Annotated in this window: 11 protein-coding genes; 1 reads left to right on the top strand and 10 read right to left on the bottom strand. The window is 60.4% G+C overall.

What is annotated here, in order from left to right; all coding sequences use genetic code 11:
* Positions 1-91: 91 nt before the first annotated feature.
* The 3 genes from tsaB to ppc form a co-directional block, all read right to left on the bottom strand.
* Positions 92-766 carry a tRNA (adenosine(37)-N6)-threonylcarbamoyltransferase complex dimerization subunit type 1 TsaB gene (gene tsaB, locus ACCC96_RS03090; protein WP_018926673.1) on the bottom strand — a complete coding sequence of 225 codons (675 nt, stop codon included), beginning with the start codon at positions 764-766 and terminating at the stop codon, positions 92-94.
* Between the two features lie 93 nt (positions 767-859).
* Positions 860-1,507 carry an adenylate kinase gene (gene adk / locus ACCC96_RS03085; RefSeq protein WP_019651821.1) on the bottom strand — a complete coding sequence of 216 codons (648 nt, stop codon included), beginning with the start codon at positions 1,505-1,507 and terminating at the stop codon, positions 860-862.
* 303 nt (positions 1,508-1,810) lie between these two features.
* Positions 1,811-4,441: a phosphoenolpyruvate carboxylase gene (gene ppc / locus ACCC96_RS03080; RefSeq protein WP_413694971.1), complete on the bottom strand. Its 2,631-nt coding sequence runs from the start codon at positions 4,439-4,441 to the stop codon at positions 1,811-1,813.
* 235 nt (positions 4,442-4,676) lie between these two features.
* On the opposite strand from ppc, the gene ACCC96_RS03075 reads away from it, so the two are divergent.
* Positions 4,677-5,021: a hypothetical protein gene (locus ACCC96_RS03075; protein ID WP_018926676.1), complete on the top strand. Its 345-nt coding sequence runs from the start codon at positions 4,677-4,679 to the stop codon at positions 5,019-5,021.
* 75 nt (positions 5,022-5,096) lie between these two features.
* Here the strand turns inward: ACCC96_RS03075 and ACCC96_RS03070 are convergent, their stop codons facing one another.
* From ACCC96_RS03070 to prfB, 7 genes are all read right to left on the bottom strand, one after another.
* Complete coding sequence (locus ACCC96_RS03070; RefSeq protein WP_413694970.1) at positions 5,097-5,426, bottom strand: hypothetical protein; 330 nt, start codon at positions 5,424-5,426, stop codon at positions 5,097-5,099.
* The gene (locus tag ACCC96_RS03065; protein WP_028939493.1) at positions 5,423-6,337 is read right to left on the bottom strand and encodes an alpha/beta hydrolase; all 915 of its coding nucleotides are present in this window, start codon (positions 6,335-6,337) and stop codon (positions 5,423-5,425) included. Before ACCC96_RS03065 ends, ACCC96_RS03070 begins: the two co-directional genes overlap by 4 nt.
* 57 nt (positions 6,338-6,394) lie before the next feature.
* On the bottom strand, positions 6,395-7,645 hold the full coding sequence (locus tag ACCC96_RS03060) for a flavohemoglobin expression-modulating QEGLA motif protein (protein ID WP_172901247.1): 1,251 nt from the start codon (positions 7,643-7,645) through the stop codon (positions 6,395-6,397).
* Between the two features lie 63 nt (positions 7,646-7,708).
* The gene (locus tag ACCC96_RS03055; protein ID WP_413694969.1) at positions 7,709-8,263 is read right to left on the bottom strand and encodes a hypothetical protein; all 555 of its coding nucleotides are present in this window, start codon (positions 8,261-8,263) and stop codon (positions 7,709-7,711) included.
* Between the two features lie 147 nt (positions 8,264-8,410).
* Positions 8,411-9,127: a TetR/AcrR family transcriptional regulator gene (locus ACCC96_RS03050; protein ID WP_019651827.1), complete on the bottom strand. Its 717-nt coding sequence runs from the start codon at positions 9,125-9,127 to the stop codon at positions 8,411-8,413.
* Between the two features lie 102 nt (positions 9,128-9,229).
* Positions 9,230-10,732: a lysine--tRNA ligase gene (gene lysS, locus ACCC96_RS03045; protein WP_019651828.1), complete on the bottom strand. Its 1,503-nt coding sequence runs from the start codon at positions 10,730-10,732 to the stop codon at positions 9,230-9,232.
* A 68-nt stretch (positions 10,733-10,800) separates the two neighbouring features.
* Positions 10,801-11,896, bottom strand: a protein-coding gene (gene prfB / locus ACCC96_RS03040; protein ID WP_096481021.1) for a peptide chain release factor 2 whose coding sequence is annotated in 2 segments (ribosomal slippage) — positions 10,801-11,823 and positions 11,825-11,896 — 1,095 coding nt in all. Because the reading frame shifts where the segments join, the coding sequence is not laid out codon by codon here.
* Positions 11,897-11,985 lie beyond the last annotated feature (89 nt).

Genomic DNA, 11,985 nt, shown 5'->3' with positions numbered 1-11,985 from the left:
CTACGCGCAGTCAGATACATCGCGCCGTCAGGTTCTACGGCTGCTCCGCAGCCGAACGGGAGCAAGCTCCCTCGCCACAGGACAACCGGGATCAACGCGCTTTCGGCGTCGCGACCTTATCGCGCAGATACACCGGCTGCGCCTGATCGGCCACGATCGCTTCACCGCGTTCCCAGGCGAAACGCGCCAGGGTCAGCAGATCTTCGGCGTGGGGCAGCATGCTCGCGTCCTGGCCGCTCAGGTTCACTGCAATACGCTCGGCATAACCCCAACCGGTGCCCGCGCCGAACCACTCGCCGCTGGCATCGACCGGCAACGCGGCGGCTTCCGGTGGCAATACCGCTTCGTTGCCCACCAGCCGCATCTCCCCCGCCGTTTCGCGGTAGCAGCCCCAATACACCTCATCCATACGCGCATCGATGGCTGCCGCGACCTGGCTGACGCCGTGTTCGCGATAAGCCCGCTGGGCGAGCACTGCGAGGTTGGAGACCGGCAACACCGGACGGTCCAGCGCAAACGCCAGCCCTTGCACCACGCCGATGGCGATCCGCACACCGGTAAACGCGCCCGGCCCACGACCGAACGCAATGGCGTCGACCGCTTGCAGCGTGGTCCCGGCATCGGCCAGCAGTTGCTGAATCATCGGCAGCAGCTTCTGCGCATGCAGGCGCGGGATCACCTCGTAATGGCTCGTGACCTTGCCGTCATGCAGCAAGGCAACGGAGCAAGCTTCAGTCGCGGTGTCCAGGGCCAGCAAGGTGCTCATCGATGTATCCGTAAGAGAGGTCAGAAAAAGTGCGCCAGTATAAACAACTACGGCCCGCAAGCGGGCCGTAGAAGATGAAGCCGATCAGACTTTTCAGCTCAGTGCTTCAAGCACCTTGCCGGTAATCGTCTCAACCGAGCCGACACCCGGAATATGGCTGTACTTCGGCTTGCCCTGAGCAGCGGCCAGGCCTTGGTAGAACTCCACCAGAGGTTTGGTCTGGGAGTGGTAGACCGACAGGCGATGACGCACGGTTTCTTCGGTGTCGTCCTTGCGCTGCACCAGCTCTTCACCGGTGATGTCGTCTTTACCGGCAATTTTCGGCGGGTTGTAGACGGTGTGGTACACGCGGCCGCTGGCCTCGTGAACGCGACGACCGGCGATACGCTGAACGATCTCTTCGTCATCGACGGCGATTTCGACCACGTTGTCCAGTTCCACGCCAGCGTCTACCAACGCTTCAGCTTGCGGAATGGTGCGCGGGAAACCGTCGAACAGGAAACCGTTGGCACAGTCAGGCTGCGCAATACGGTCCTTGACCAAAGCGATGATCAGATCGTCGGAGACCAGACCACCGGCATCCATGATGCTTTTGGCTTTGATGCCCAGCTCGGTGCCGGCTTTTACAGCAGCACGCAGCATGTCACCGGTAGAGATTTGCGGAATGCCGAATTTTTCGGTGATGAACTTAGCCTGAGTACCTTTACCGGCCCCGGGAGCTCCCAGCAGAATGACGCGCATTAGATGTGCTCCTCAATTTTTTATTTAGAATTACTTAAACAAAACAAAGGATTCGCCTCGTAGGGCCAATCTCAAAAAATAGGGTCGTGACCGCCCAAACGGCCAAAGGCTGATCAAGATACACAGCAGACCCTGCCCACACAAGCCGCCGAAAGTCGGAGAAACCTGCGCAGGACGTGCCCTTTCGAAGGGGTACCCCAAGTCGCAACCCCGTCATTAACTGTCGCCTGACAGACCTTTTCGACCGCTCGCCAGCAGGCACTCGACGCTCGCGCCAGGTGCCTGTTCCCTATGACGAAAACCTTAGCCGGTATTTCGCAAACCGGCGGCAATCCCCGCCACAGACACCAGCAACGCCTGTTCTACCGGGCTGCCCTGCGCTTCATCCTGCTGCCGCGAACGGGCCAACAGTTCGGCCTGCAATAGATGCAGCGGGTCGAGGTAGGTGTTGCGCAGGCGGATGAATTCAAGGGTGTCTGGGCTATGTGCCAGTAGCTGGGACTGACCCGTCAGCCCCAGGACCACCGCACAGGCCTGCGACAATAGGTCGCGTAAATGCGCACCCAAAGGGAGCAGATCCGGCTCGACCAGGCGCTCGTCGTAAGACTGGGCGATATCGGCGTCGGCCTTGGCCAGCACCATTTCCAGCATATCGATGCGGGTGCGGAAGAACGGCCATTGCTCGCGCATCTGCCCCAGCAGCTCCCCTTCGCCGCGCTCCAGCGCCTTGCTCAGCGCCGTTTCCCAGCCGAGCCAGGCCGGCAACATCAGGCGCGTCTGGGTCCAGCCGAAAATCCACGGAATGGCGCGCAGGCTTTCGATGCCGCCGGCGCGGCGCTTGGCCGGGCGGCTGCCCAACGGCAAACGCCCCAACTCCTGCTCCGGGGTGGACTGGCGGAAATACTCGACGAACTGCGGATTTTCCCGCACCACGGCGCGGTAAGCCTTGACCCCATCGGCGGCCAGTTCGTCCATCAAATGGCGCCAGGCAGGCTCGGGAGGTGGTGGCGGCAGCAAGGTCGCTTCCAGCACCGCCGCCAGGTACAGATTGAGGTTTTGCTCGGCGATGTCCGGCAGGCCGAATTTGAAACGAATCATTTCCCCCTGCTCGGTGGTGCGGAAACGCCCCGCCACCGACCCCGGCGGCTGCGACAGAATCGCCGCGTGCGCCGGGCCGCCACCACGGCCCACGGTGCCGCCACGGCCGTGGAACAACAGCAGCTCCACTTGTTGCTCCCGGCAAATGTCTACCAATCGCTCCTGCGCCCGATACTGCGCCCAGGCCGCCGCCGTAGTGCCGGCGTCCTTGGCCGAGTCGGAATAACCGATCATCACTTCCTGTGGCCCTTGCAGGCGCGAGCGATAGCCCGGCAGCAGCAACAGTTTTTCAATCACCGGGCCCGCGTTGTCGAGGTCGGCAAGGGTTTCGAACAGCGGCACCACACGCATCGGCCGCAATACGCCGGATTCCTTGAGCAGCAACTGCACGGCCAGCACGTCGGAAGCAGCGCCAGCCATGGAAATCACATACGAGCCGAGGGAAGCCCCCGGCGCTGCAGCGATTTCCCGGCACGTCGCCAGCACTTCGGCGGTGTCGGCAGACGGCTTGAAGTAGGCCGGCAACAACGGCCGGCGATTGTTCAGTTCGCGCATCAGGAAGGCGATGCGCTCCTCTTCGTTCCAGTCTTCATAACGACCCAGGCCGAGGTAATCGGTGATTTCGGTCATGGCCGCGGTGTGGCGCGACGAGTCCTGTCGCACATCGAGGCGCACCAGAAACAGCCCGAACGTCACCGCACGGCGCAGGCAGTCGAGCAACGGGCCATCGGCGATGACGCCCATGCCGCATTCATGCAGCGAGTGGTAACACAGCTCCAACGGGTCCAGCAGGTCGCGGTTGTTTTGCAGCACATCGGCGGACGCCGGCGTGGTGGCCGTCAGGGAGGCCTGGGCCCAGTTACGGGTTGCGCGCAGGCGCTCACGCAGCTGTTTGAGTACCGCGCGGTAAGGCTCGGCGCTGTCGCCAGCCTTGGCTTTCAGGGCGTCGCTGGCCTGTTGCATCGACAATTCGGCGGCGAGGTGATCGACATCGCGCACATACAAATCGGCAGCCATCCAGCGAGCCAGCAACAATACTTCGCGGGTCACGGCGGCGGTGACGTTGGGGTTGCCGTCGCGGTCGCCGCCCATCCACGAGGCGAAACGAATCGGTGCGGCCTCCAGCGGCAGGTGCAGGCCAGTGGCGGCATGCAGGGCCTGATCGGCCTTGCGCAAATAGTTGGGAATCGCCTGCCACAGCGAATGCTCGATCACCGCAAAGCCCCACTTGGCTTCATCTACAGGTGTCGGGCGGGTGCGGCGGATTTCTTCGGTGTGCCAGGCTTCGGCAATCAACCGCTGCAGCTTCGTCGTGATCTGCTCGCGCTCGGCGCTGGTCAGGTCGCGATGATCCAGAGCCGCCAGTTGCGCGGCGATCGCGTCGTATTTCTGGATCAGTGTGCGTCGCGCCACTTCGGTGGGGTGCGCCGTCAATACCAGCTCGATGTCCACCCGCCCCAATTGCCGGGCCAGGGATTCGGCGTCATGGCCGGCAGTCAGCAGGCGAGCGAGCAGTTCCGGCAATACCCGGGCCTCGAACGGCGCGGGTTGTGACTCTTCGCGGCGGTGAATCAGCTGATATTGCTCGGCGATATTGGCCAGGTTGAGGAACTGGTTGAACGCCCGCGCCACCGGCAGCAATTCGTCCTCGCTCAACTGGTTGAGGCTGGCGCTGAGTTCGGCATCCATCGAACCGCGACGGTCGGCCTTGGCGCCTTTGCGGATTTGCTCGATCTTGTCGATAAAGCCATCCCCGTACTGCTCACGAATGGTGTTGCCCAACAGCTCACCCAACAGGTGAACGTCCTCGCGCAAGCGTGCATCAATATCGGTCATCAGCAGTTCTCCAGCGAAAATCCGGGCGGCTATGCTTTAGATGTTAGAGGCTTTGAAATAGAAGCCTTGTCATTAGAGAGTGCCGTTGTAAAGCGGTTCTTACAAGCAGACGGCAAGGGGCCGTCAAACTTCAAGCCTTGCAGCTAGTCTCAACACAAGCCGTACAACGGCTTACCACCGGCCACCGCCGGACACTCACCCGGCCTGCCATGAGCAGGTGCGTAATGAGGTCATTATGAAAATCCGCGAGCTCGCCAAGCACTGGGAAGAAAACGCCAAGGGTCGCCTGACCGACACTGGCTATACGATTCGTCTGGACGTGGAAGCCGCCGCACGGCTGGCGGCGATTATCGATATGTACCCCAAACGGCACCCTGAAGAACTGCTCGGAGAATTGATCGGCGCCGCCCTGGAAGAGCTCGAAGCGAGCTTTCCGTATGTGAAAGGGTCAACGGTGGTCGCCACCGATGAAGAAGGCGATCCGCTGTACGAAGACGTCGGTCCAACCCCGCGTTTTCTCGCCTTGTCCCGTCGTCATTTGCACGATTTGTCGACCGAAAACGACAAGCCAAAACACTGATTCCGCTGCTGTAATACGCATTAGCCCCGCCTGAGCGATCAGGCGGGGCTTTCGTTTATAAGATCAAAAGGCAAGTTATGGTTGCAGTTTTTGCGGGGTTTCCTGGCCCATGCAGCGCACGGCTTTTTTCTTGTTGTTGACCAGTACACCAGTCAGGCCTTTCTGTTCGGTATCAAACATCACCAGCACGCCATCGATGCACTGCGCCACTTGCGTGGCCGGCTCCAGGGAGATTTTGTAGTCTTCGCCCGGCACGGTCTTGAGCATGGTGAAGTCGCTGAGCAGCAACGCATCCTCGGGTTTGGCGAAGTGCAGGTAGCCGTACCACCACAGGGCCCCGACGGTGCCGAGGATGCTGCAAATACCGGTGATGATCAGCGGGATGGCGTTACGTTCTTCACTCATTGCGGACTCTCTGGTGGTTCATCTTCAGAATTCGGGGGTGCCGGGTAATTGGGGATTTCACCCAGGCGGCGCAGGCCGTTGAAATGCTGCGGGTCTTCGAGGTAGCGCAGCATGACTTTGCGCCAGACCGGGTCGGCGAAGGTTTGCACATGACCGCCCCGGGTCAGTTGCAGCACTCGCGGTGGCGGCGCAGCTTGATACAGTCGGATGCCGTTGGAAAGGGGCACCAGCGGATCATCGATACTGTGATAGATCAGTTTCGGTACACCATTGAGCTGCGTCATGGAACGGATCGCGCTGTCGCCGTCCGGCACCAGCCAGGACAACGGCACCTGGAACGGCCAGGTCATCCATGACGTGCTGAGGGCGAAACGCCCGACATCGCGGTAGCTGGCAGGCACGCCATCGAGCACGAACGCCTTGAGTTGCCGCTGGCGCTCGGGATGCTGGGCCAGGTAATGCACGGCCATCGAACCGCCAAGGCTCTGACCGAGAAGGATCAACGGCTTGCCCTTGACCTCCGGCGCCTGGTCGAGCCATGTGAAGGCAGCGTCGATGTCCTGATAAATCTCCGGCAACGCCGGCTTGCCTTCGGACAATCCGTACCCGCGATAGTCCACCAGCAACACCTGATAGCCCTGCTTCGGCAACCACCAGCTCGCACCCAGATGCCACGCCAGGTTGCCGCCGTTACCGTGCAGATGCAGCACAGTGCCTTTGACTTCGACGCCTTTTTTCGCCGGCAGCCACCAGCCATGCAGCTTGAGGCCGTCGGCAGTGGTCAGGGTGACGTCGCGATAGTCGAGCTTGGCTTTTTCCGGGGTAAACGGCTGGCCGGGCTCGGGGTAGAACAGCAAAGAGCTGCAACCGCCGAGGGCCAGGAGCAGGCAGAAGATGCCGAGGATTCTCATCCGGTGAAGCCTCAATGTGGGTGATCGTTCCCATGCTCCGCGTGGGAACGATCCGAATCAAAGGATATTGGAGTAATCCGCTTCGATCCGGTCCAGGCTCAGGTGGTTGAGGAAGTTGGAGAAGCACATCCACGCCGACAACGCGTTCATGTCGCGGAACTGCTCGGGCAGGTACTTGGGCGGCACCACCAGGCCTTCGTCCACCAATTGGCGCAAGGTCCGCATGTCCTCCAGCGTAGTCTTGCCGCAGAACAACAGCGGTATCTGCTCCAGCTTGCCTTTGCGCACGGCCAGCTGAATGTAGTTGTAAATCATGATAAAGCCCTTGAGGTAGGACAAGTCTTTGGTGAATGGCAGACCATTCGGCACCGAGCCGCGGAACACCCGACTGGCATTGCCGTAGCTTTCGGCCATTTCAAAGCCCTGAGCCCGGAAGAACTCGAATATCTGCAAGAAGTCCGCGCCCTCCTCCACCATGTGAATGGCGCGGGTGCGGTTGGTCAGTTTGCGCAAGCGGCTCGGGTAGGAGGCGAAGGTGATGATTTCCATCAGGATCGCCAGGCCTTCCTGAGTCACGGTGGACGACGGCGGACCCTTGGACAGGAACGTACAGATCGGTTGATTCAGGCCGTTGAGGGTGGTGCCCACATGCACCAACCCTTCATGGACTTCCAACGCACGCACGTCGCGATTGTTGAACATCGCGTCGGTGCGGATCTTGATGTAGTCGGCGCCGGCTGCCGCGTCAGCGACGATCCCGTCGGACTCGAACACCCGGATGGTTTCCTCGTTTTCGCCAAACACCTTGTTCAACCGATGTTGCAGCAGGTCGACGGCTTCCTTGGCGGTGAGGACTTTCGGTTCGTCCTTGAGGTCGCCACGGCCGTCGATGTTGTTCAGGTAATCGGAGAGCATCAGCCCCAGGTCAGCCAGGGTCGGGTCGCCGGCGTGAAACGCATCGGACGCCGCGCCGTACAATTCCTGGGAAATCAGCCCGAAATCCTCGGTGCCGCGCGCTTCAAGCATGCGCACCACCATGCGGTATTCCTTGCACATGCGGCGCATGATCTGCCCGACCGGGTTGAACTGGCCGAGCTGGCGGGTGATATCGCGCTCGATGTTCTGGAATTCCAGCTTCACTTTGCTGGAGTCGAACGACAGCGGTCGATTGAGGTAGTAGTCGCGGTCCACGGCCGGCATTTCCTTGCCCTTGCCCTTGAGGAACCCCTTGCGAATGCTGTCATCCCACTTGACCGCATCCAGAATGCGAATCGGCGTTTGCGCCAGCACTATGCGATCGGACAACATGCGTATCGTCTGCTGGTATTCGTCCACCCGAGACTCCTGTAGTAAAGCTGTTACGTGCTGGGTTTATTTGGTTTTGGCCAAGCGCTGATAGCGTACCGCTTCGACGAAGACATCGGAATTGGCCGGGTCGTCGAGGTAAGCGAATACCTGATCCAGGCTGTTGTTGATCAACACCCCATCGCCATCTTCAGTCTGAAAGCCTTCGCCACTGAGGGCTTCTTGCCCCATGGCCTGTCTGATCTGCTCAAGGTCGAGGTTGTAGACCACCAATTCGTGCTTATCGTTGAGCTCGAACCCGGCGATGGTGAAATGCCCGCCGAACTGTGCCGGCACCTTCGCCGACAGGTACCAGCGATTGCCATGGCGCGACACCGTGAAGGGATAGGCTTCGCGCTCATGGGGTTTGGCCTTGAAGTAGCTGACCGCCTGGTAGTGATTGTCGCCGACGCGTGTCAGTTCCAGGTTCATCGGCTCGCCCCAGGCGTTGGTGCTGGCCCATTTGCCGAGCAGCCCTTTGGGCGCGGGCTCGCTGGCGGGCAGCGACTCCTTGAAGGTCACCAGACAGCCACTGAGCAGCAGGAACGACAAGGCGATCACAACGACACGCCAGGCTCTCATTCAACACTCCCTATCGACACACTTCGCCCTGCGATCGTTCCCACGCTCTGCGTGGGAATGCCGCCATGGACGCTCTGCGTCCGCTTTGGTGTGACGCGGAGCGTCACGGGATGCATTCCCACGCAGAGCGTGGGAACGATCAGTTGCCTACACCGACGCCAGTACCAGGTGCATGTAGCGGGTCAGGATGCCGAGCATTTCCTCTTCGGCAACAGGCTCGGCATCGTTGAGCAGGCCCTGATATTCCATCCGTCCGACAATCGCCGTCAACACTTTGGCATCTTGTTGTGGCTCGCGGGAACCCAATACTTCGAAAAGTTGGCAAGTGCCCTGCAAGAGAATCTGCTGATGGGAACGCACCAACAACGCCAGACGCGGGTTGAGCAACGCTTCCTGGCGGAAGGCTTGCTCGGCCATCAAGTGCTCGCGGCGATTGATCAATTGCCGATGAACATAGTCAGCCATCAGCCGTGCGATATCGTCCGCCAGCTGTGAGCGGGACTCGGCGGTGCCATCACCGCTGACAACCATCTCGCGCAACAGGCCTTCGTTACTGGCCCACAACCGGGCCATGTATGCCGCGCTGCGTTCCACATATTGGGCAAAGGTATCGGTGAGCAGGTCATCGATGTCCTTGAAGTAGTAGGTGGTGGCCGACAGCGGCACACAGGCCTCGGCGGCTACCGCACGGTGCCGAACGGCCCGCACGCCATCGCGCACGACAATGCGCATCGCCGCGTCGAGAATGTCCTGTCGACGCTGTTCGCTGCCCTGTCGGCTGGCCTTGCGGCCCTGGTACTGAACACTTTCAGCGACCGCAGTGGCGATACCCGCTGCACCTTCTTGAGCAATTGCACGATTCACGACAGGTATTCCTCTCTAACGTCAAAAGTAACCAATTGATACGTTTGTACCAGACAGGCAATAAAAAGCCGCCTGTTTTAGGCGGCTTTTTAATTGAAACATTTACGCTTGCGGACGCATGTGCGGGAACAGGATCACGTCGCGGATCGACGGTGAGTTGGTCAGCAACATCACCAGACGGTCGATGCCGATCCCTTCACCGGCGGTCGGCGGCATGCCGTACTCCAGCGCACGAACGAAGTCGGCGTCGTAGTGCATGGCTTCATCGTCGCCAGCGTCCTTGTCGGCCACCTGTGCCATGAAGCGCTCGGCCTGGTCTTCCGCGTCGTTCAACTCGGAGTAGGCGTTGGCGATTTCACGGCCGCCGATGAACAGTTCGAAACGGTCGGTGACGTTCGGGTTCTCGTCGTTACGACGGGCCAGCGGCGACACTTCGAACGGGTACTGGGTAATGAAGTGCGGCTGTTCCAGCTTGTGCTCGACCAGTTCTTCGAAAATCATCACCTGCAGTTTGCCCAGGCCTTCGAAGCCGAGCACCTTGGCGCCGGCCTTCTTGGCGATGGCGCGGGCCTTGTCGATGTCCTGCAGGTCGGCAGCGGTCAGTTCCGGGTTGTACTTGAGGATCGAGTCGAACACCGACAGGCGCACGAACGGCTCGCCGAAGTGGAACACCTTGTCGCCGTAAGGCACGTCGGTGCTGCCCAGAACCAACTGAGCCAGTTCGCGGAACAGTTCCTCGGTCAGGTCCATGTTGTCTTCGTAGTCAGCGTGGGCCTGGTAGAACTCGAGCATGGTGAACTCGGGGTTGTGCCGGGTCGAGACGCCTTCGTTACGGAAGTTGCGGTTGATTTCGAAGACTTTTTCAAACCCGCCGACAACCAGACGCTTGAGGTACAGCTCCGGCGCAATGCGCAAGAACATCTGCATATCCAGCGCGTTGTGGTGAGTTTCGAACGGCTTGGCCGCCGCACCACCCGGAATGGTTTGCAGCATCGGCGTTTCGACTTCCAGGAAGTCACGCTTCATCAGGAAGCTGCGGATGTGCGCAATCACTTGCGAACGCACGCGGAAGGTCTGGCGCACGTCTTCGTTGACGATCAGGTCGACGTAACGCTGGCGGTAGCGCTGCTCGGTGTCGGACAGGCCGTGGTGCTTGTCTGGCAGCGGGCGCAGGGATTTGGTCAGCAGGCGCACGTTGGTCATTTCTACGTACAGGTCGCCCTTGCCGGAACGGGCCAGGGTGCCTTCGGCGGCAATGATGTCGCCCAGGTCCCAGGTTTTCACCGCGGCCAGGGTTTCTTCGGACAGGGTTTTACGGTTGACGTAAACCTGGATGCGCCCGGACATGTCCTGAATCACCATGAACGAGCCACGGTTGAGCATGAGACGACCGGCAACCTTGACCGGGATCGCAGCCTCTGCCAGCTCTTCCTTGGTCTTGTCCGCGTACTTCTTCTGCAAGTCTTCGCAGTAGGCGTCGCGACGGAAGTCGTTGGGGAAGGCCTGGCCCTTGGCGCGCTCGGCAGCAAGCTTTTCCTTGCGCAGGGCGATCAGGGAGTTTTCTTCCTGTTGCAGGGCTTGCGGGTCGAGTTGTAGGTCGCTCATGTCTTTAAAAATTCCATCACAGATTCGTTGCCCCCAGCCTTCGGCTGGGGATCGCTGTAGGGCGTGCCTTACAGCCCTTGTTTCAGGCTCGCCACCAGGTATTCGTCGATGTCGCCGTCGAGCACCTTGTCGCAGTCGCTGCGTTCGATGTTGGTGCGCAGATCCTTGATCCGCGAGGCATCGAGCACGTACGAACGGATCTGGTGACCCCAGCCGATGTCCGACTTGGTGTCTTCCAGAGCCTGGGAGGCGGCGTTGCGTTTCTGCACTTCCTGCTCGTACAAGCGCGCCCGCAACATTTTCATCGCGGTGTCTTTGTTGGCGTGCTGGGAGCGTTCGTTCTGGCAGCTGACCACGGTGTTGGTCGGTACGTGAGTAATCCGTACGGCCGAGTCGGTGGTGTTTACGTGCTGACCACCGGCACCGGAGGAGCGGTAGGTGTCGATGCGCAGGTCCGACGGGTTGATGTCGATTTCGATGTTGTCATCGATTTCCGGCGACACGAACACGGCCGAGAACGAGGTGTGACGACGGTTGCCGGAGTCGAACGGGCTCTTGCGCACCAGACGGTGCACGCCGATTTCGGTACGCAGCCAGCCAAAGGCGTATTCGCCCTTGATGTGCACGGTCGCGCCTTTGATACCGGCGACTTCACCGGCCGACAATTCCATGATGGTCGCGTCGAAACCGCGTTTATCCGCCCAGCGCAGGTACATGCGCAGCAGGATGTTGGCCCAGTCCTGGGCCTCGGTACCGCCGGAGCCGGCCTGGATGTCCAGGTAGGCGTTGTTCTGGTCCATCTCACCGCTGAACATACGACGGAATTCGAGCTTCTCGAGGGCTTCGCGCAGGCGCTCCACTTCAAGGGCTACGTCGTCGACGGCGGCCTGGTCTTCTTCCTCGGCAGACATCAACAGCAGGTCCTTGGCATCGGCCAGACCGCTGGACATTTCATCGAGGGTTTCTACGATCTGGGCCAGCGCAGAGCGCTCGCGCCCCAGGTTCTGAGCGTACTCAGGGTTGTTCCAGACACTCGGATCTTCAAGCTCGCGATTGACTTCGGTCAGACGCTCATGCTTTTGATCGTAGTCAAAGATACCCCCGAATAGTTTCGGAGCGCTCGGACAGGTCCTTGATACTGTTAAGGATCGGGTTGATTTCCATGGCGGGCAGCACTCGTTGGCGAACTTTTGAAAGCCGGCGAGTATAACGTAATCACGCTGTCAAGGCAGCCCGCCTGGCGGCTTTAGGGG

Source organism: Pseudomonas sp. Pseusp11 (assembly GCF_047304405.1).
Taxonomy (GTDB): domain Bacteria; phylum Pseudomonadota; class Gammaproteobacteria; order Pseudomonadales; family Pseudomonadaceae; genus Aquipseudomonas.
Note: the sequence above shows the minus strand (reverse complement) of the source record. Positions and strands in the feature narration are given on the sequence as shown.

Excerpts from the sequence above, each read along its gene's own strand:
- lysS (WP_019651828.1), bottom strand. The coding sequence starts at position 10,732 with ATGAGCGACCTACAACTCGACCCGCAAGCCCTGCAACAGGAAGAAAAC.
- ACCC96_RS03075 (WP_018926676.1), top strand. The coding sequence starts at position 4,677 with ATGAAAATCCGCGAGCTCGCCAAGCACTGGGAAGAAAACGCCAAGGGT.
- ppc (WP_413694971.1), bottom strand. The coding sequence starts at position 4,441 with ATGACCGATATTGATGCACGCTTGCGCGAGGACGTTCACCTGTTGGGT.
- ACCC96_RS03055 (WP_413694969.1), bottom strand. The coding sequence starts at position 8,263 with ATGAGAGCCTGGCGTGTCGTTGTGATCGCCTTGTCGTTCCTGCTGCTC.
- adk (WP_019651821.1), bottom strand. The coding sequence starts at position 1,507 with ATGCGCGTCATTCTGCTGGGAGCTCCCGGGGCCGGTAAAGGTACTCAG.
- tsaB (WP_018926673.1), bottom strand. The coding sequence starts at position 766 with ATGAGCACCTTGCTGGCCCTGGACACCGCGACTGAAGCTTGCTCCGTT.
- ACCC96_RS03070 (WP_413694970.1), bottom strand. The coding sequence starts at position 5,426 with ATGAGTGAAGAACGTAACGCCATCCCGCTGATCATCACCGGTATTTGC.
- ACCC96_RS03065 (WP_028939493.1), bottom strand. The coding sequence starts at position 6,337 with ATGAGAATCCTCGGCATCTTCTGCCTGCTCCTGGCCCTCGGCGGTTGC.
- ACCC96_RS03060 (WP_172901247.1), bottom strand. The coding sequence starts at position 7,645 with ATGTTGTCCGATCGCATAGTGCTGGCGCAAACGCCGATTCGCATTCTG.